Raw genomic sequence first — 18,702 nt, 5'->3', positions numbered from 1 at the left:
CGTGACCGAAGTTCCTCGGCCCCGCATTTTGGTGTTGGCGAATCAGAAAGGCGGCGTCGGCAAGACGACCACCGCCATCAATCTCGGCACGGCGCTCGCCGCGGTGGGCGAGACCGTCCTGGTGATCGATCTCGATCCGCAGGGCAACGCCTCGACCGGCCTCGGCGTCGACCGCAAGGCGCGCAAAATCTCCACCTATGACGTGCTGCTCGGCGAGAGCAGCCTCGCCGAGGCGATCGTCGCCACCGCCGTTCCGCGTCTCTCGATCGCGCCCTCGACGCTCGATCTGCTCGGCGTCGAGCTGCAGATCGCCGGCGACAAGGATCGCGCCTTTCGCTTGAAGCGCGCCATCGCCGAGCTGATGGCGGCCGAGCGTCACGAGCAGGTTCCGCCCTTCACTTATGTGCTGGTCGACTGCCCGCCTTCGCTCAATCTGCTGACCATCAATGCGCTGGCGAGCGCCGATTCTGTCGTCGTGCCGCTGCAATGCGAATTCTTCGCGCTCGAAGGCTTGTCGCAGCTGCTGTCGACGGTCGATCAGGTCAAGAAGACTTTGAACGCCCGGCTCACCATCCACGGCATCGTGCTGACCATGTTCGACCCGCGCAACAATCTCGCGACCCAGGTGGTCGCCGATGTGCGGCGCTTCATGGGCGACAAAGTCTATGACACGGTGATCCCGCGCAATGTGCGCGTGTCGGAGGCGCCGTCCTATGGCAAGCCGGTGTTGCTCTATGATCTCAAATGCAGCGGCAGCCAAGCCTATCTGAAGCTCGCGACGGAAGTGATCCAGCGCGAGAAACAGCTGCGCGCCGCCTGACGCGCGGCGCCGCTGGACCGAAAGAGGCGACCAGGAAAATGGCCGAGGAAGTTCGCACGCGGCTGGGGCGGGGCCTCGCCGCCCTCATCGGAGAGGCCGGCGAGGAGACGCCGGCGCTGGAGCGGGCGCGCGGCCAGCGCAAGATTCCGATCGAATTCTTGCGGCCCAATCCGCGCAATCCGCGCGTCGCTTTCGGCGAGGAAGACCTCGCCGACCTCGCCGCCTCGATCCGCGAGAAGGGAATCATTCAGCCGATCCTCGTCCGCACCGTTCCCGGAGTCGCCGACGCCTATGAGATCATCGCCGGCGAGCGCCGCTGGCGCGCCGCCCAGCTCGCCAATCTCTCCGATGTCCCCGTGCTGGCGCTCGAGGCCGACGATCGCGAGGCGCTGGAGCTCGCCATCATCGAGAATGTGCAGCGCGCCGATCTCAATGCGATCGAGGAGGCGCGTGGCTACGAGCGGCTGAGCGGCGAGTTCGGCTATTCACAGAGCGAGCTCGCGCGCATCATCGGCAAGAGTCGCTCTCATGTCGCCAATACGATCCGTCTGCTCAATCTGCCGGAGACGACGCGCCGGCTCGTCAGCGACGGCGCGATTTCCGCCGGCCATGCGCGCGCGCTGCTCTCGGTCGACGACCCGGATGCAGTCGCCCGCAAGGTCGTGGCCGAAGGTCTGACGGTGCGCGACGTCGAGCAGCTGGCGCAGCGTGAATCCGGCGCCGGCGAGTCGAAACCTCGCAAGTCGCGCGTCGAGAAGGACGCCGACACGATCGCGATCGAGAAAATGCTGACCGACGCCCTCGGCCTGCATGTGACCATTCAGCATCGCGGGGAGTCCGGCGAGCTGCGTATTCGTTATGCGACGCTGGAGCAGCTGGATGGGCTGTGCCGGCGGTTGACGGGGTGATTCGAAGGGCGTGTTCCTTCCCTGCTCGCGGGAGTGGCCTCGCGAAGCGAGGTCGGATGAGGGCGCTTGAAGACTGGCGCTGTTTCGGACCATCAGACCCCTCTCACGACCTATGAAATCGACGCGAGCGCGACGGCCCTCATCCGATCCGGCTTCGCGGGGCCACCTTCTCCCACGAGTGGGAGAAGGAGGGCGCGTCGAGATTTCGCGTGATCTCACTCGGTCGTCTGCGCTGTCCAGCTCGCATGCTCGACGCCGGCGATCTTGCCGAGATCGGCGGCGACGGCGTCGAGTTCTTTCGGGTCGACGCTGATCGCCGTCAATGTCGCCACCAGCTCGACTTCTCCTTCGCCGCGCTCCAGCTCCTCGACTTCCCTCACCGGATAATTCGCAGCTTCGAGCTTCTCGACGATGAGATCGCGTAACGCGTCGCGTCGCGTCTGGCTGACCGTGACATGCATGCGATAGATCGCCTCGGTCGCGCGCTCGTCGAGTGGCGCGCGCTCGATGAGATGCACGAGCGGGCGCAGGAACATGTTGCCGGCGAGAGTGAAGGCCGCCATCGCCACCGCCTCGGCCGCGTGATCGGCGCCGGCGAAGGCGCCCGTCACCGCCGAGCACCAGATCGTCGCCGCCGTGTTGAGCCCGGTGATATTGCCGCCGTCCTTGATGATGACGCCGGCGCCGAGAAAGCCGACGCCCGAAGCGATATAGGCCAGCACCTGAGTTGCGCCGACGTTGCCGTTGAGCCGCAGGCCGAGATCGACGAAGGCCGCCGCCCCGAGCGCGACCAGAGCATTGGTGCGTAGTCCCGCCGTGCGCTGGCGATATTGGCGCTCCGCGCCGATCAGCGTGCCGAGGAACAGGGCAGCACTTAATGAAACCAGAGTATTAACGAACTCTGCGGAGTCGAAGCTCGAGATCGCCGTCATATTTTCACCCCCGTCGCCAGTGCGGCTGTCGTCCGGGGGTCACAGTGACATGATTTTGGAACGATTTCCGCTGGGCGCAGGCGTAATCCGATTGATTCTTTCCGTTGAATGCTTAGTTTGCAGAAGTCGTTTCCGATTAAGGGGGAATTTCATGGAGCGTCGTGAATTCGTAACCGCCTTCGGCGCGCTCGCCGCAGCTACAGCCGCCTCGTCCGCCTTCGCGGCGGGAGAGGATCCACATGCTCACCACAAGCATGGCGCCAAATATAAGGCCCTGCTCGAGTCGAGCACGAAATGCGCCAGCACGGGCGAGGACTGTCTGCGCCACTGCTTCGAGATGCTGGCGACGAACGACGCCAGCATGGGCGCCTGCACCAAGGCGACCTATGACCTCGTCGCCGCTTGCGGCGCGCTGGCCAAGCTCGCCGGCACCAATTCGGCTTTCACTCCCGCCTTCGCCAAGGTCGTCGCCGATGTGTGCACGGCCTGCAAGAAAGAATGCGACAAGTTCCCGGCCATCGCCGAGTGCAAGGCCTGCGGCGAGGCCTGCCAGGCTTGCGCGGACGAGTGCCGCAAAGTCGCCGCCTGACAGCGGACGGCTTCGAGACGCGCGCCGCGCGTCTCGATTCGGGTCGCTCGCCTCCTATCTCTGTTTTGGCGGAACGGCGGCGGCGGCCAATCGAGATTACATCTCGAAGGACGCGCCGGTCGTCGTTCGTGGCATCTTCGAAACGGCTGCGGCCGTCACTGCGGAGTGGGCGCCCATGATCGATCACGCGCGAGAATTCGTCGCGCCGCCGGCGCGGCTCGATTCCTTCACCTCCTTCCTGCTTCGCCAGTGGCCCTATTTCGTCATGCTGGCGCTGGCGCTGTTCGGCGTCGCCTATACGAGCATCACGCGCCAGGGGATGACCACTTATTGGGTCGTCCTCGCGCCGATCTATGGCGTCGTCAGCGTCGTCGCCGGCTGGCGCGAGGCCGATGACGCCGAGGCCAAATGGCGTCTCGTGCGCACGCAGATCCTCCATTGGGGCGCGGTTCTGGCGGCCATGCTCCTCGTCTTCATCGGCGATGTGAGCCGCATGATGAATACGGATGCGAGCGCGCTCACCGTTCTGACAGTGCTGGCGCTCGGCTCCTTCACGGCCGGCGTTCACGCCGACGCCTGGCGCGTATCGCTGGTCGGCGTCATTCTCGCGCTCGGCGTGCCGGCCATCGCCTGGCTCGAGGAATCGACGCTGATGATCCTGCTGATCATCGTCGTGCTGATGGCGATCGCGGCGATGGTGTTCCTGCGCGAGCGGCGACCGCAGTCGGTCTGACGCGGCCGGCGTCCGGGCTTGACCCTGTCCGGCCTTCCGCGCGAGCATGGCGAAGAGAGCGCAAAGCTGCGAATTCGCCGCTCATGAATTGCGCCGGGAGGATGCGCGGAGCCCATGACGCCGATCGATGCGCCCGATACGGGCGCGCTCCTCGACCTTGCGCGCCGAATGGTCGATCCTGTCGATCGCGCGCAGGCGCAGACGGCCCTCGCCCGCGTGCGCGAGCGCGACGCCGACGGCGCGCTCGCTCCGATCCTCGCTGAGCGGCCCGAGGCCGTCGCTCTGCTCGAGGGCGTGTTCGGCTCCTCGCCTTTCCTGACCGACCTCGCCGCACGCGATCCGGCGCGCCTCGCCCGCCTCCTCGCCGCCGATCCGGCGCAGAGCCTGGCGAGACTCATCGAGAGGATGCGCGAGGGCGCGGGAAGCGAAGCCGAGCTGATACGCGCGCTGCGCCTCACGAAACAGGAAGCGGCGCTGCTCATCGGCCTCGCCGACCTCTCCAAGGCGTGGACCACGCTCGAAACGACCACAGCGCTGACGCGTCTTGCCGACGCCGCTCTCTCGGCGGCGATCGTCTTCACTTTGCGCGAGGCCGCGGCGGCGGGGAAGCTCGAGCTCTATGACCAGCGCGCGCCGGAGCGCGGCTGCGGCTGGATCTTTCTCGCCATGGGCAAGCAGGGCGCCCATGAGCTGAATTATTCTTCCGATATCGATCTCATCGTTCTGTTCGACCGCCGCCGCGCTCGGCTCACCCGGCCGGAGGAGGACGTCGATCTCTTCGTCAAGCTGACCAAGCGCGTCGTGCGCATCGTCAGCGAGATCACGCCCGACGGCTATGTGTTCCGCGCCGATCTGCGCCTGCGGCCCGATCCCGGCGCGACTCCGATCGCCATCCCGCTAGAAGCGGCCTTCTCCTATTATGAGAGCATGGGCCAGAACTGGGAGCGCGCCGCCTTCATCAAGGCGCGCGCCGCGGCGGGAGACCGGCTCGCCGGCGAGGAATTTCTCGGCGAGCTCGCGCCGTTCGTCTGGCGCAAGAATTTCGATTTCGCGGCCATCGCCGACGTGCATTCGATCAAGCGGCAGATTCACGCCTTCAAGGGCCATGGCGAAATCGCAGTGCTCGGCCATGACGTCAAGCTCGGCCGGGGCGGCATTCGCGAGATCGAGTTCTTCGTCCAGACGCAGCAGCTCATTATCGGCGGGCGCAATCCGGATCTCCGCGGTCGCGCCACTCTGCCCATGCTCGACGCGCTGGTCGCCGCCGGCTGGATCGAGGCGCCGGTGCGCGACGATCTTTCCGACGCCTATCTCTTCCTGCGCGACGTCGAGCATCGCATCCAAATGGTCGCCGACCGTCAGACCCATGCGCTGCCGAGCGACGCAACCGAAGCGCTGCGCATCGCCCGCATGATGGATTTTTCCACGCTCGACGCTTTCTCCGCCGCTCTCCTCGATCGGTTGGCGAAAGTGCAGGGGCACTACGCTCGTCTGTTCGAGAGCGCGCCGCCCCTCTCCTCGGATCTCGGCAATCTCGTCTTCACCGGCGGCGAGGACGATCCGGATACGCTCGAGACTTTGGCGCAGCTCGGTTTCGCGCGGCCGAAGACGGTGACCGAGACGATCCGCGGCTGGCATTTCGGCCGCTACGCCGCGACGCGCTCGACGAAGGCGCGCGAGCGCCTGACCGAACTCACGCCCGCCCTGCTCGAAGCGCTGACTTCGACCGACAATCCCGATCAGGCGTTCCTGGCCTTCGATCGTCTGCTCGCGGGGCTTCCGGCGGGCGTGCAGCTGTTCTCCGTGCTGGTGTCGCAGCCGCGGCTCCTGCATCTGCTCACCGCGATCCTCGGCACGGCGCCGAAGCTCGCCGCCACCATCTCCCGCCGTCCGCGTGTGCTGGACGCGCTGCTGGAGCCGGCTTTTTTCGGCCATTTGCCGGAGGAGAAGGAACTCGCGGCGGCGCTGGATCGCAGCCTCGCGCAAGCGCGCTCCTATGAGGAGACGCTGGATCGCGCGCGCATCTTCGGACAGGAGCAGAAGTTCCTCATCGGCGTACGCATATTGACCGGCGCATTGTCGGTCGCCGAGGCCGGCGTCGCCTATGCGCGCCTTGCCGAGACTTTGATCGCCGCGCTGATGGCCCGCGTCTCGGCCGAATTCGCGCAGGCGCATGGCGAGATCGAGCAGGCGCGCGTCGCCGTCGTCGCGCTCGGCAAGCTCGGCGGACACGAGATGACCGCGGCCTCCGATCTCGATCTGATGCTGCTCTACGACGCCGATGCGCTCGCCGAGTCGAACGGCGCGCGGCCGCTCGCGGCGTCCTCTTATTATGCGCGGCTCACGCAGAGGCTCATCGCGGCGCTCTCCGCGCCCATGGCGCAGGGGCTTCTCTACGAGGTCGATTTTCGCCTGCGTCCCTCCGGCAGCAAGGGGCCGCTCGCGGTCAGCCTGCGCGCCTTCGAGGATTATCACGCCGAGGAGGCCTGGACCTGGGAGCATATGGCGCTGACCCGCGCGCGCGTCGTCGCCGGGCCGGGCGGTTTCGCCGAGCGGGTCGAGGCGGCGATCCGCACAGCGCTGACCGGCGCGCGCGACGCCGAGAAGCTGAGGGCCGACGTGCTCGACATGCGTAGACGCCTCGAGCGGGAGAAGCCGGCGAAGAGCGTCTGGGATTTGAAGCAGGCGCCGGGCGGGCTGATCGACGTCGAGTTCATCGCGCAATATCTGCTGCTGCGCCATGCGCGTGCGCATCCCGAGGTTCTCGTCACGACGACCGGTCTCGCGCTGGAGCGCCTCGTGCGTCTCGGCCTGATCGAGCCGGGCGCGGCGGAGACGCTGATCGGGGCGGCGCGCCTCTATCAGGGCCTCACGCAATCGCTGCGCCTCGCCATCGACCAGGATTTCGATCCGCAGCAGGCGCCGCGCGGTCTGTTCGACCTGCTGCTGCGCGCTGGCGAAGCGCCGGACATGAAGCATTTGGAGGCGCATCTCGTGGACACGCAGACGCGCGTCCGCGAGCTGTTCTCCGCCATTGTCGGATCGTGACAGGCGCCGGGACGCGTTCGCCGTCCGAGGTCCGCCTCGCCCTCGAGGACGTCAGCGATCGACGAGGCGCTTCGGGATGCAGGCGAGGACGAGAAGTCCGCTCAGCGCCAGGAAAGCCGCCAGCGTATAGACGGCGGCATTCGTGCTGTTGGTCAGCTCCTTGACGAGGCCGACCATATAGGGGCTCGCGAAGCCGGCCAGATTGCCGAGCGAGTTGATGAACGCGATGCCGCCGGCTGCGGCCGCGCCGCGCAGAAAAGCGGTCGGCAGGCTCCAGAACAATGGCAGCGCCGACAGGATGCCCGCGCTCGCTGCGGTCAGCGCCAGGAGCGCCGGCGTCGTCTCCGCCGCATAGACCGCGCTCAGCGCGAGGCCGACGGCGCCGACCGCGCAAGAAAGGGCGATATGCCGGCGGCGTTCACCGCACCTGTCCGCGCTCCAGCCGACGAGGACCATCGCGACGCTCGCGACCGCAGAGGGCACGGCCGACAGCAGGCCGATGCGCAGCGCGCTCGTCACGCCCGTCGCCGCGACCAGCGTCGGCAGCCAGAAGCCGACGCCATAGAGACCCATGGCGACGCCGAAATAGACGAGGCTCAGGACCCACATCCGGGCGTTTGCGATCGCTTCGCGAAAGGAATGGAGGGCGGCGGCGTGAGGCGCCTCGGTTGCGAGCCGGCCGCTCAGCAGCGTCTTTTCCCTCTCGGAGAGCCAGGCCGCATCGGCGATCCGGTCCTCGAGAGCAAGCAGCACGGCCGCGCCGGCGAGGATGGAAGGGAGCCCCTCGAGCAGGAACAGCCATTGCCATCCGGCGAGGCTGAGCACGCCTGAAAAGCTCTCGAGGATCCAGCCCGAGAGCGGGCCGCCCAACACGCCGGCCGCCGGCACGGCCGTCATGAACAGCGCCGTGATTCGGCCGCGCCGGGCCGCCGGGTACCAATGGGTGAGATAGAAAATGACGCCGGGGAAGAAGCCCGCCTCGGCCGCCCCGAGCAGGAAGCGCATGGCGTAGAACATCGCCGGCGTCGTCACGAACAGGGTCGCGGCCGATACGAGCCCCCAGGAAATCATGATCCGTGCGATCCAGAGCCGCGCGCCGACGCGATGAAGAATCAGATTGCTGGGAATCTCGAAGAGAAAATAGCCGATGAAGAACACGCCGGCCCCGAGGCCGTAGACCGCCTCGCCGAATTTCAGATCGCCCAGCATCTGCAGCTTGGCGAAGCTCACATTCACGCGATCGAGATAGGCGAGGACATAGCAGAGGAAGAGCAGCGGCAGCACGCGCCGCGTCACCTTGGCGTAGGCGCGCCGCTCCTCGGCTTCCGACGGATCATCGGCGTGGAGCGCCACCACGACGTTCATGTCGAATCCTTCGATTGCGCGTCTCGAAAAAGCCTCGGAGAATCGGGACGCTCGAGAGTGAAGCTCTCGTAGCCGCGTCCGCACGCCGGGCGCAAGCGAGGCCTCGAAATCGGTCGAATCTCTCGCGATTGGAATGTTGCAGCAGCGTCAACGGCCGACCCTATAAAAGAGCCGACCGGCGATCGTCCGCGCCGCTTTTCAAAATTCCAGGTTCCACTTTCTGCGGACTTGTTCTAGTGGAACGCCGTCGCGACAGGCTCTTCGGCCTGTCGCTCTTTTGTTGGAGACCAATATGCCTCACCTCGAGACCAAGCGTCTTCGCGGCCGGGGGGCCGTCGTCGCGCTCGGCGTCAGCATTCTGCTCGCGGCCGGCGCCTTTCCGGCGCAGGCCAAGGTTCTCGCCAAAGTCAATGGCGTCGACATCACAGAGGACGATGTGAAAGTCGCTCTCGACGATCTCGCCGCCGGCCTGCCGCGGCAATTGGAGGGCAAGGCCCGCGAGAATTATGTTCTGGACTTTTTGATCGACGAGCAGCTCGTGGTGCAGAAGGCGCAGCGCGACAAGCTCGGCGAGACGCCCGATTTCGCCAAGAAGCTCGCTTATCTGCGCGACAAGGCGCTGATGGAATCGCTGCTCGGCAAGGTCGCCAAGGATGCGGTGACCGAGGACGCGATCAAGAAGACTTATGACGAGGCCGCCAAGAACCAGAAGCCCGAGACCGAGGTCCACGCCCATCACATTCTGGTGCCGACCGAGGACGAGGCGAAGGCCGCTCTGAAGCGCGTGAAGTCCGGCGAGGACTTCGGCAAGGTGGCCGACGAGATTTCGAAGGACCCGGGCGCGAGGGGCGGCGACCTCGGCTGGTTCACCAAGGACCGCATGGTGACGGAATTCGCCGATGCGGCCTATAAGCTCGAGCCCGGCCAGATCTCCGATCCGGTGAAGACGCAGTTCGGCTGGCACGTCATCAAGCTCGACGAGAAGCGTCCGAAGGTGTTTCCGCCGCTCGACCAGGTGCGCGACCAGGTTTCCCGCTATGTCGCGCAAAAGGCGCAGTCGGACCTGATCGTCCAGCTGCGCGAAGGCGCCAAGATCGAACGGACCGAGCCGCCGGCGGACGCGAAGCCCGCGGCCAAGCCGGAAGAAAAAAAGCCGGCCGAGAAGAAGAAGTAACATAGCGGCCGGCGGTCGGTCTTTCGCCCGCCGGCCACCCGACTGCCGGCTTCCTTCCGCGCATTGCACACGGACGAATATTCCGCCATGGCCAAGGCCGCTCCTGTTTCGCCGCTCGCCCCCGAGACCTATCCCGACATTCCCCCCATCGACGGCGTCCGCTTCGCGGTCGGGCAGGCGGGCGTTCGCTACGCCGGCCGCACCGACGTGCTGCTCGCGCTGCTCGATCCGGGGACGCAAGTCGCCGGCGTGTTCACGCGGTCGAAATGCCCGTCGGCGCCGGTCGACTGGTGCCGCTCGCGGATCGAGGACGGCAAGGCGCGGGCGCTGCTCGTCAATTCTGGAAACGCCAACGCCTTCACCGGCAAGGCCGGCAAGGAGGCGGTGAAAGCCTCGGCCAAGCTCGTGGCTGCGGCCGTGGGCGTGCCGGAGAAGCAGGTGTTCCTCGCCTCGACCGGTGTCATCGGCGAGCCGCTCGACGCCTCGAAATTCGACGGCGTGATGGACAAGCTCGCGCAGGACGCGCGGCCCGGCGCCTGGCGCGAGGCGGCCGCCGCCATCATGACCACCGACACCTATCCCAAGCTCTCGACGCGCGTGGCGCGGCTCGGCGACGCGGAAGTTCGCATCGCCGGAATCGCCAAGGGCGCCGGCATGATCGCGCCGGACATGGCAACCATGCTGTCCTTCGTCTTCACCGACGCGCCGGTCGCCGCGCCCGTGCTGCAGGCTCTGCTCTCGCGCTCGGTGCGCGGCTCGTTCAACAGCATCACGGTCGACAGCGACACGTCCACCTCCGACACGCTGCTGCTCTTCGCCACCGGTGCGGCGCGTCGGCGCGGGACGCCCTGGATCGAGACGCCCGGCGACCGGGCGCTCGCCGATTTCCGCCGGGCGCTCGACGAGGTTCTGCTCGATCTCGCCCATCAGGTGGTGAAGGACGGCGAAGGCGCGCGCAAATTCGTCGAGGTGACGGTGAACGGCGCCGAGAGCGCAACCGCGGCCCGGCGCATTGCGCTCTCCATCGCCAATTCGCCGCTGGTGAAGACGGCCATCGCCGGCGAGGACGCCAATTGGGGCCGTGTGGTGATGGCGGTCGGCAAGGCGGGCGAGGCCGCCGACCGCGACAAGCTCGCCATCTGGTTCGGCGGCGTGCGCGTCGCTCACAAGGGCCAGCGCGATCCCGATTATGACGAGGCGCAGGTCTCGGAGATCATGAAGCGCGCCGAGATCGCGCTGCGCGTCGACCTCGGCCTCGGCAAGGGCTCCGCGCGCGTGTGGACCTGCGATCTCACCAAGGACTATGTCGCGATCAACGGCGACTATCGGAGCTGACGGCGAGCGAGCCCGAAGGCTCGCCTCGAAGCGTCACGGCGTCCAGGCGGGCGCCGGCTCGGCGGGCGTTTTGCCTTGCCGAGCCTCTTCGCGCGCTGCCGCCAGCCCGCGCAGCGCCTCGGTTACTCCAGCGCCTGTCGCCGCCGACAAGAGGAGCAGCGGGCGTCGCTCTTCGCCGGCCGGTCCCCATCTCGCCATGGCGCGTTTCAGCCGCTCCTTCTGCTTTTTCAAATGCTCGGGATCGACGGCGTCGATCTTCGACAGAGCGACGATCTCGCGCTTCTCGTCGAGCCCAGCGCCATAGGCGGAAAGCTCGCGCCGCACGATCTTGTAGTCGCGTCCCGCATGTTCGCCGGTCGCGTCGACGAGATGCAGCAGCGCCCGGCAGCGCTCGACATGGCCGAGGAAGCGGTCGCCGAGCCCATGTCCCTCATGCGCGCCCTCGATCAGCCCGGGAATATCGGCGAGCACGAATTCGCGATCGTCGACGCGCACCACGCCGAGGCCCGGATAGAGCGTCGTGAAGGGATAATCGGCGATCTTCGGCTTGGCGGCGGAGACGCTCGCCAGAAAGGTCGATTTGCCGGCGTTGGGCAGGCCGATCAGCCCGGCGTCGGCGATGAGCTTCAATCGCAGGATGATGGTGCGCTCGACGCCGGGCTGGCCGGGATTGGCGCGGCGCGGGGCGCGATTGGTCGAGGTGGTGAAATGCAGATTGCCGAAGCCGCCATTGCCGCCGCGCGCGATCACCGCGGTCTGCCCGACCTCGGTCAGATCGGCGATCAGCGTCTCTTCGTCCTCCTCGAAAATCTGGGTGCCGACGGGGACCTTCAGAACAGCGTCCGCGCCCTTGGCGCCGGCGCGGTTCTTGCCCATGCCGTGCGTGCCGGTCCTGGCCTTGAAATGCTGCTGATAGCGATAGTCGATCAGCGTGTTGAGCCCGTCGACGCAGACCGCGACGACATCGCCGCCGCGGCCGCCGTCGCCGCCGTCCGGCCCGCCGAACTCGATGAATTTCTCGCGCCGGAAAGAGATGCAGCCGGCTCCGCCGTCGCCCGAGCGCACATAGATCTTGGCCTGGTCCAGAAACTTCATTTGCTTGTGCTCACGTCGATTTGAGCCGGGGACGCCGCGAAGCGAAACTGGTGGGGATCGCGCCGCGGCGCAACTCCAGGAGTTCCGCCTCCACCTCGCCGCCGCGCGCCGGCGCCGAAACGAGGCCGCGTCCCATATGGACGAAGCCCATCGCCTCGTGCACGCGCAGCGAGGCGGCGTTGGACCGCAGCACGGAGGAGACGATGCGCTCGATGCTGGTGAAGCCGAAGGCGAGGTCGACGAACGCCCCGACCGCCTCGCTCATCAGGCCCTGGCCCCAATAAGGCCGCCCGAGCCAGAAGCCGAGCGCGGCGGCTCCCCGCGGCGCCGAGCCGAGCAATTCCACCGCGCCGATCGCCTCGTTCGGCTGGCGCTTCAGCGTCAGGACGAGGCAGAGCCCTGCGCCGCTCGCATTCGCGGCGCGCGCGGCGAGGATGAAACTCTCCGCGTCCCGCGGCTCGTAAGGATAGGGGATGCGGGCGGTCTTGCCGGCGACCTCGGGGTCGCCGGCGAGCCGGCAGAAAGCCGTTGCATCGGCGGCGCGCGGCCAGCGCAGCCACAGCCGTTCGGTCTCGAGCCGGAAGATGTCGTCGCGCGCAATTTCCGGAAACATGAAAGGCTCCTCGGGGACCGGAATCCGCCCAGAAAATGACGAAAGGGGAGCGGCGCCCCGCTCCCCTTATCGGCCCTTTGGGGCCTTTTTCCGGATTTTCCGCCAAGTCCGCTAGAACTGGAGCCCGGCCATTCGGCCTGAGGCAAGCGTCGATCCGCCGGGAGTGGAGGCCGGCGGAGGCTCGCTGCTCGATCCTCCGCCTATTCGGCTGCCGCGGCTGCGGCCGGGGCTACGTTCACATAGGCGCGGCCCCTCGTCGATTTGAACTCGACCTTGCCCTCGACGAGGGCGAACAGCGTGTGGTCCTTGCCTATGCCGACATTGCGGCCGGGATGCCATTTCGTGCCGCGCTGGCGCACGATGATATTGCCGCCGACGACGGACTCGCCGCCGAACTTCTTCACGCCGAGACGGCGGCCGTCCGAATCGCGCCCATTGCGCGAGGAGCCGCCCGCTTTCTTGTGAGCCATTGTCCCTGCTCTCGTTTCTCGCCGCCGGTCGGCCGGGTCGCGGCCTGCGGCGGAAAAATTCCGATCGCGCCCCTGGAAGGGACGCCGTTGCGATGCTTATACCGCGTCCGCTGGCGGAGCGCCACGTCCGCGGATCAGGCCCCCGCCTCTATGGCGGTGATGCGCACCAGGGTCAGGTCCTGGCGATGGCCGCGCTTACGCTTGGAGTTCTGGCGGCGGCGCTTCTTGAAGGAGATCGTTTTGGGGCCGCGCGTCTGCTCGGCGATCTCGCCGGTCACGCTCGCGCCCGTGACCCGCGGCGCGCCAATTTTGGTCGCGCCCTCGGCCTCGACGAACAGAACCTCGTCGAAGACCACCTTGTCGCCCGCGGCGCCGTCGAGCGCCATGACGGTGATCGTATCTCCGGCGGCCACGCTATATTGCTTGCCGCCGGTTCTGATGACTGCGAACATCTCGTTTTTCCCGTGTTCGTTCCGGCTCTGGCGGCAGGGCCGCCGGCCGGCTTCTTTGCAGTTGGACCGGTTGGGAGCCTCGGTCTTCGCCGCTCGCGCGGACAAAAGAAAAACGCGGCGAAACCGCCGCGCCGAAGCAGATTAGCCGATAACGGCGCGCGCCTGGATTGTCAATGGCTTCCCTTTTCCCACGCTCGCCAACCGTCAATTTTCCATGCCGCTCCTTTGGGCCGCATGGAAAATTGACGGTTGGCGAGAGACACTCACTCAGTCGAGTTGACAAGGACCCTCGCAGGCTGCACACGCTGTGCGGACGCCGAGAAGATTCAAAATGTATCCCGTTCCCGGTGGACGCGGAAACTGCTGCGGAGTGGGAAAAGCTCGCGAGGAGTGGTCGACCATTTATCGCGAGGGGCAACCTTGCCGAGATCTCGGAGGCGTTCCTGCGGGGAGGGCACGAGGCGGACACGCCTGCTGTGATCATCGAAAATGCAACCGCGCGCACCGAACGCCTCGTCGAGGCCGCGCTCGGCTCACTCGCGTCGGCGCATCGGTGCGTGGCGCAGGCGATCGTCGTCGTCATCGGAACGATTGTGGCATTTCGCCACGAATTGCGGGATCTGCTGGCTCCGTGGCATGCGACGCCATCGCTACTGCGCGAGGACGGCGCATGAGAACATTGCTCGTCATCGGCGTCGGCGCCGGCAATCCCGACTTCATGACTATTCAGGCGGTCAAGGCTCTGAACCGGGCGGACGTGTTCTTCGTGTTCGACAAAGGCGAACAGAAGAAGGACCTGGTCAAACTGCGCGAAGAGATTTGCGAGCGTTTAATCGAGAACCGCTCTTATCGCTTCATCATGATCAAAGACCCCGAGCGCAATCCAGAACCGCACGGGTACAGACACGGCGTCGAGATATGGCGCCGCGAGCGGGCCCGGAGGTTGGCGGCGCAGATCGAAGCGGAACTCGGCGAGAACGGATACGGCGCATTCCTAGTCTGGGGCGACCCGAGCCTTTACGACAGCACTCTGCGCCTCCTCGACCTCCTGCGCACGGAAAGCCAGCTCGCCTTCGAGAGCGAGGTGATCCCCGGCATCAGCAGCGTTCAGGCCCTCGCCGCAAGCCATCGGCTCGTGCTGAACAGCATCGGCGGGTCCGTTGTCATTACGACCGGGCGCGAACTCGCGGAGAGCGGCTTTCCGCGTTCGGCGGAAACCGTCGTCGTCATGCTCGATCGCGGCGACGGTTTGAAGGCTGCGGCGCAGATGGACGTCGAGATCCACTGGGGCGCCTATCTCGGCACGCCCTACGAGGTGTTGGTCTCAGGCAGATTACGCGACGTGATCGACCACATCGAAGACATCCGCGTGCGCGAGAAAAAGAGCCGTGGCTGGATCATGGACACCTACGTGCTGCGCCGCATCCACGCCGAGTGATCAGATACCGCCGGCCTCGGCAGACAGGAGATGGAAGAACGATCCCGTAACACTGCCGACCCGCGAGCCGGCTGCAAGCATAGCTCCGACACTTTTTTCAAGAGCAAGCAACGGCCCGCCCGCATCCGACAAAAGCATCGCATAATGGAATTCGTGGCCATAGAGGCGCGCCCCTTTGCGGCCCAGCGCGCAATCGGCCTCTAGCACCCCGCGCCGATAGCCCAGATGGAGCGTTCGTTTCCGGAACGATGTTTCAGCCTTTAGGAGCCCGACCATCGCATGGCGGCAGCCGTCGGCGTCCTCCAGCCCTTGTCCGAGCACCATATACCCGCCGCACTCGCCGTGAATGGGGACGCCGTATTCGGCAGCCGACCTCAGCCCTCCGGCGAAGCGCGATGCGGAGGCGAGCCGACCAGCGTGAAGCTCGGGATAACCGCCGGGCAACCAGACGGCATCGGCGTCCGAAGGCGGGGCCTCGTCCGCGAGCGGTGAGAACGACGAGATCTCCGCCCCGGCGTTCCGCCAACCAGAAAGGAGATGATTGTAAGTGAACGAGAAGGCTGCATCCCGCGCCACAGCGATACGCTGCCCCGGCGGATTTAAAGCCCGTGGCGATCCATCCGAGAGTCCCATGGGCAGCGTCAGCGTCGCAGCTTCCTGAATGATGGCATCGAGATCGATGGAGCGTTCGACGGTCTCGGCCAGCTTCGCCATGCGAGTCACGTAGTCGGCGTGCTCGTCGGCCTGGACGAGGCCGAGATGTCTTTCCGGCAGGCGGATGTCCGTGTCCCGTCGCAGAGCGCCCAAAAGCGGAATGCCGATCTTCTCGAATCCCCGACGAATGAGATCCAGATGCCGCTCGCTTGCGATCTGATTGAGGACTACTCCCGCAATACGCAGATCCGGCCGATAGCGAGCACACCCGAGCGCCAGCGCCGCGGCCGTTTCGGTCTGGCCTCTGACATCGAGAACCAGCACGACCGGCCAGCCCAGCATTTCCGCGAGATCCGCCGTCGAGCCGTCTCCCGATAGGCCGCGATCCGATCCACCATCGAACAGCCCCATCACGCCTTCGACGATGCAGAGGTCGGCATTTGCGGCCGCGCGCATCGTTATTGCGCCGATCAGAGGTCGCGGCATTGCCCAGGTATCTAGATTATAGCCGGGCCGTCCCGCCGCACGTTCGTGATGCCCGGTGTCGAGATAGTCGGGGCCTGTCTTGAACGGCTGCACCGCGATCCCGCGGCGCTTGAGGGCGGCGAGCAATCCAAGCGTCACGGTCGTCTTGCCTGAACCCGAGCTCGGGGCCGCGATCACCAGACCGCGCGGCAAGGTGGGGGCGGCCATCATCGACGCCCTCGGTAGCGACGCCGATAATCGAGGCTGTAAAGCGCACTCTCGCGAAAGTCGCTCGCTTCGAGCGCTGGTCCGATGAGGATCAGCGCCGTCCGATCGATGCCGGCTTTCGCGACCGCGCCGGAGATCGTCGCGAGCGTTCCGCGCAAGATCTCCTGATCCGGCCAGCTCGCCTTGGCAACGACCACCGCCGGACAGTCCGGGCCGTAAAACGGGACCAGTTCCGCCGAGACGCGATCGATGCTTTGGATCGATAGATGAATGGCCAATGTCGTCCTCGAGGCCGCAAACGTCGCCAATGTCTCGGTCGACGGCATGGCGGAGGCTCGCCCCGACGTTCGCGTCAACACTAGAGATTGTGCGATTTCCGGCAGCGTCAATTCCTGCCCCAGAGCCGCCGCAGCCGCGGCGAAGGACGGAACACCCGGTGTCATCGTATAGGGAATGCCGAGCGCCTGAAGACGCCGGATTTGCTCCCCCGTGGCGCTCCAGATCGAAAGGTCGCCGGAATGGAGCCGCGCCACATCTTGTCCGGCGGCATGAGCCGCCTCGAACTCCGCAATGATTTCGTCGAGCGACAGCGGAGCAGTGTCGACGATGCGCGCGCCTTCGGGGCAATGAGCGAGCAGTGCGTCCGGCACCAACGAGCCCGCATAGAGGCACACCGGCGAAGCCGCAATGAGGTCCCGCCCGCGAACCGTGATCAAGTCGGCCGCGCCGGGGCCCGCACCGATGAAGTGAACGGTCATGACTGTCCCCCGTCACCGACGGCCAACGCACAAGTCGCCGTCGGAACCGCCGCTCGCGGTCCGAGCAATCGTGCGTCAGCGCCTGCCGCCAGAAGTGCAGCGGCCTCGGCGATCGACGAGATCCCCTTATGCCGCCGCACAGCGGCCGAGATCGTCAGTACTGCGTCGTTTTCCCCGGCCAAGGCATCGACGTCATAACCGACGAGCGCCACGCCGAGCCGGCGCGCAGCCTCGCGTAGCCCGGGCTCACCGAGCTTGCTCGCTTCCGTCGCCATGATTGCGATCGCCTCTTCGCATGCCGATGCGCTCCGCGCCGCGCGTATAGCGGCCTCGATATCCTCCGCGAGAACACCTCGTCGGCATCCAATTCCGCACGCTAACATGGCTTTCTCACGCGCCAGTGAGTGACCGGCCTGGCCGGTGTCCAACCCATCTCATTGCCGAGCGGAGCAACCCGCGCCACTTCGAGGCGCGTCAGCTCTCCGCCGACGGTCTGTCGAAGCTCCAGCAACCTCTGCTCCGTTCTCAACGAGACGGCATTGGCCACGAGCCGTCCACCCGGCTTGAGCGCCGCCCACGCGCCCTCGAAAACACCCGCATCTCCCATCCCGCCGCCAACGAAAACGGCGTCAGGCGCCGGCAAGCCGGCAAATGCATCGGGCGCGTCGCCGGTTATGATGCGAAGCTCCGGCGTCCCCAAGAAAGTCGCGTTGCGGGCCGCACGCTCGGAGCGGTCTCTCCGCTGCTCGATGCCGATGGCGCGCATCGATGGATGCTCGAGCAGCCACTCTATGGCAATCGAGCCTGCGCCGAGCCCCACATCCCACAACAACTCGCCGACCCGCGGCGCGAGCGACGATAGTGTGACGGCGCGGATCTCGCGTTTGGTCAACTGTCCGTCGCTATCGAACAGGCTATCCTCGAGACCCGATGCGAGGCTCGAGGTCGCCGTCGTCGTATCGGGCGGGAGAGCAATGGCGATGGTGTTGAGGCCGTTGATATCCCTGAGCGTGAAATCCGAGGCGAGAGCCGTGCGGATGCGCTCGTGCGGGCCGCCGAGCGCCTCGAGCACCACCAATGATGCTCCCCCTAGGCCGCGGCCGGCAAGCAACTGAGCGAGACGGCGCGGCGTCTCCCCATCCCACGAAAGGGCGAGAATCCGAGCGCCGGGCTGCAGATGGCGAATGATCGCCTCGAGCGGGCGTCCATGCAGCGTGACGAGCGCCGTATCCTGCAGCGCCCAGCCGAGCCGCGCCGCCGCCAGGCTGAACGCCGACGGCTGCGGAAGGCACAGCATCTCGTCTGCGGAGACGATCTGAGCAAGCTGTTTGCCGACGCCGTAAAAGAAGGGATCGCCGCTCGCCAGCACGGCGACAGGGCGCCCACGGCGCGCGACGATCTCGGGAAACGCGTCGCCGATCGGGCTCGGCCACGCAAGCGCCTTGCCGCGCACCGCATCTCGCGCCAACATGAGATGACGTTTGCCGCCGACGACCAGCTCGGCGCCGGCAATGAGCGCCTTCGCCGAGTCGGATAATCCCGTGAGGCCGTCCTCTCCGATCCCGACCAGGGCGAGCCATCGTCCTTCCTTTCGCCGAAGGGTCGTTTCATCCATGGAAAGAACC

Annotated in this window: 19 protein-coding genes; 9 read left to right on the top strand and 10 right to left on the bottom strand. The window is 66.4% G+C overall.

The annotated features are described in order from the left end of the window. Nucleotide 1: 1 nt before the first annotated feature. Both AC6IW9_RS05645 and AC6IW9_RS05640 read left to right on the top strand, forming a co-directional pair. Entirely contained in the window at nucleotides 2–820 is an 819-nt protein-coding gene (locus AC6IW9_RS05645) for a ParA family protein (RefSeq protein ID WP_497770007.1), read from the top strand. Between the two features lie 38 nt (nucleotides 821–858). Next, complete coding sequence (locus AC6IW9_RS05640) at nucleotides 859–1,728, top strand: ParB/RepB/Spo0J family partition protein (RefSeq protein WP_497770004.1); 870 nt, start codon at nucleotides 859–861, stop codon at nucleotides 1,726–1,728. A gap of 215 nt (nucleotides 1,729–1,943) precedes the next feature. On the opposite strand, the gene AC6IW9_RS05635 is transcribed toward AC6IW9_RS05640, so the two are convergent. Beyond that, a complete protein-coding gene (locus AC6IW9_RS05635) occupies nucleotides 1,944–2,660 on the bottom strand; it encodes an MgtC/SapB family protein (RefSeq protein WP_497770001.1) in 717 nt (238 codons plus the stop codon). Nucleotides 2,661–2,811: 151 nt separating this feature from the next. Here AC6IW9_RS05635 and AC6IW9_RS05630 point away from each other — a divergent pair, with 151 nt between their 5' ends. The 3 genes from AC6IW9_RS05630 (at nucleotide 2,812) to AC6IW9_RS05620 (ending at nucleotide 7,030) form a co-directional block, all read left to right on the top strand. Next, nucleotides 2,812–3,249, top strand: coding sequence for a four-helix bundle copper-binding protein (locus AC6IW9_RS05630; RefSeq protein ID WP_497769997.1), 438 nt, complete (start codon nucleotides 2,812–2,814; stop codon nucleotides 3,247–3,249). Nucleotides 3,250–3,424: 175 nt separating this feature from the next. Then, nucleotides 3,425–3,982 carry a hypothetical protein gene (locus AC6IW9_RS05625; RefSeq protein ID WP_497769994.1) on the top strand — a complete coding sequence of 186 codons (558 nt, stop codon included), beginning with the start codon at nucleotides 3,425–3,427 and terminating at the stop codon, nucleotides 3,980–3,982. A 114-nt stretch (nucleotides 3,983–4,096) separates the two neighbouring features. Further along, nucleotides 4,097–7,030 (top strand): bifunctional [glutamine synthetase] adenylyltransferase/[glutamine synthetase]-adenylyl-L-tyrosine phosphorylase, encoded by a 2,934-nt coding sequence (locus AC6IW9_RS05620; protein ID WP_497769991.1) that lies wholly within the window; start codon nucleotides 4,097–4,099, stop codon nucleotides 7,028–7,030. 51 nt (nucleotides 7,031–7,081) lie between these two features. Here the strand turns inward: AC6IW9_RS05620 and AC6IW9_RS05615 are convergent, their stop codons facing one another. Next, nucleotides 7,082–8,395, bottom strand: coding sequence for an MFS transporter (locus AC6IW9_RS05615; RefSeq protein WP_497769987.1), 1,314 nt, complete (start codon nucleotides 8,393–8,395; stop codon nucleotides 7,082–7,084). A gap of 292 nt (nucleotides 8,396–8,687) precedes the next feature. On the opposite strand from AC6IW9_RS05615, the gene AC6IW9_RS05610 reads away from it, so the two are divergent. After that, a complete protein-coding gene (locus AC6IW9_RS05610) occupies nucleotides 8,688–9,569 on the top strand; it encodes a peptidylprolyl isomerase (protein WP_497769985.1) in 882 nt (293 codons plus the stop codon). Nucleotides 9,570–9,656: 87 nt separating this feature from the next. Next, entirely contained in the window at nucleotides 9,657–10,904 is a 1,248-nt protein-coding gene (argJ, locus tag AC6IW9_RS05605) for a bifunctional glutamate N-acetyltransferase/amino-acid acetyltransferase ArgJ (RefSeq protein WP_497769983.1), read from the top strand. Nucleotides 10,905–10,937: 33 nt separating this feature from the next. Here argJ and obgE read toward each other — a convergent pair whose 3' ends face one another. The 4 genes from obgE to rplU form a co-directional block, all read right to left on the bottom strand. Continuing rightward, a complete protein-coding gene (gene obgE / locus AC6IW9_RS05600; RefSeq protein ID WP_497769980.1) occupies nucleotides 10,938–11,999 on the bottom strand; it encodes a GTPase ObgE in 1,062 nt (353 codons plus the stop codon). A gap of 10 nt (nucleotides 12,000–12,009) precedes the next feature. Further along, nucleotides 12,010–12,612, bottom strand: a complete 603-nt coding sequence (locus AC6IW9_RS05595) for a GNAT family N-acetyltransferase (protein ID WP_497769977.1) — start codon at nucleotides 12,610–12,612, stop codon at nucleotides 12,010–12,012. A 200-nt stretch (nucleotides 12,613–12,812) separates the two neighbouring features. After that, nucleotides 12,813–13,082 (bottom strand): 50S ribosomal protein L27, encoded by a 270-nt coding sequence (gene rpmA / locus AC6IW9_RS05590; protein ID WP_497769974.1) that lies wholly within the window; start codon nucleotides 13,080–13,082, stop codon nucleotides 12,813–12,815. Nucleotides 13,083–13,216: 134 nt separating this feature from the next. Beyond that, nucleotides 13,217–13,534 (bottom strand): 50S ribosomal protein L21, encoded by a 318-nt coding sequence (rplU, locus tag AC6IW9_RS05585; RefSeq protein WP_497769970.1) that lies wholly within the window; start codon nucleotides 13,532–13,534, stop codon nucleotides 13,217–13,219. A 347-nt stretch (nucleotides 13,535–13,881) separates the two neighbouring features. On the opposite strand from rplU, the gene AC6IW9_RS05580 reads away from it, so the two are divergent. Together AC6IW9_RS05580 and cobF are read left to right on the top strand one after the other, a co-directional pair. Beyond that, a complete protein-coding gene (locus tag AC6IW9_RS05580) occupies nucleotides 13,882–14,208 on the top strand; it encodes a hypothetical protein (RefSeq protein WP_497769968.1) in 327 nt (108 codons plus the stop codon). Then, nucleotides 14,205–14,972: a precorrin-6A synthase (deacetylating) gene (cobF, locus tag AC6IW9_RS05575; protein ID WP_497769965.1), complete on the top strand. Its 768-nt coding sequence runs from the start codon at nucleotides 14,205–14,207 to the stop codon at nucleotides 14,970–14,972. Before AC6IW9_RS05580 ends, cobF begins: the two co-directional genes overlap by 4 nt. Here the strand turns inward: cobF and AC6IW9_RS05570 are convergent, their stop codons facing one another. Genes AC6IW9_RS05570 through cbiE form a run of 4 tightly spaced genes read right to left on the bottom strand, consistent with a single transcriptional unit; the run spans nucleotide 14,973 to nucleotide 18,692 of the window. Next, entirely contained in the window at nucleotides 14,973–16,322 is a 1,350-nt protein-coding gene (locus AC6IW9_RS05570) for a cobyrinic acid a,c-diamide synthase CobB (protein WP_497769963.1), read from the bottom strand. Beyond that, a complete protein-coding gene (gene cobM / locus AC6IW9_RS05565; protein WP_497769960.1) occupies nucleotides 16,319–17,077 on the bottom strand; it encodes a precorrin-4 C(11)-methyltransferase in 759 nt (252 codons plus the stop codon). The genes AC6IW9_RS05570 and cobM overlap by 4 nt, the downstream gene beginning before the upstream one ends. Further along, complete coding sequence (locus tag AC6IW9_RS05560; RefSeq protein ID WP_497772449.1) at nucleotides 17,074–17,460, bottom strand: cobalamin biosynthesis protein; 387 nt, start codon at nucleotides 17,458–17,460, stop codon at nucleotides 17,074–17,076. Before AC6IW9_RS05560 ends, cobM begins: the two co-directional genes overlap by 4 nt. Next, nucleotides 17,454–18,692, bottom strand: a complete 1,239-nt coding sequence (cbiE, locus tag AC6IW9_RS05555) for a precorrin-6y C5,15-methyltransferase (decarboxylating) subunit CbiE (RefSeq protein ID WP_497769956.1) — start codon at nucleotides 18,690–18,692, stop codon at nucleotides 17,454–17,456. The genes AC6IW9_RS05560 and cbiE overlap by 7 nt, the downstream gene beginning before the upstream one ends. Between the last annotated feature and the right edge of the window lie 10 nt (nucleotides 18,693–18,702).

The organism is Methylosinus sp. shoA, assembly GCF_059718125.1.
The sequence above is the reverse complement of the archived record's forward strand: the minus strand, read 5'-3'. Positions and strand labels throughout refer to the sequence as shown.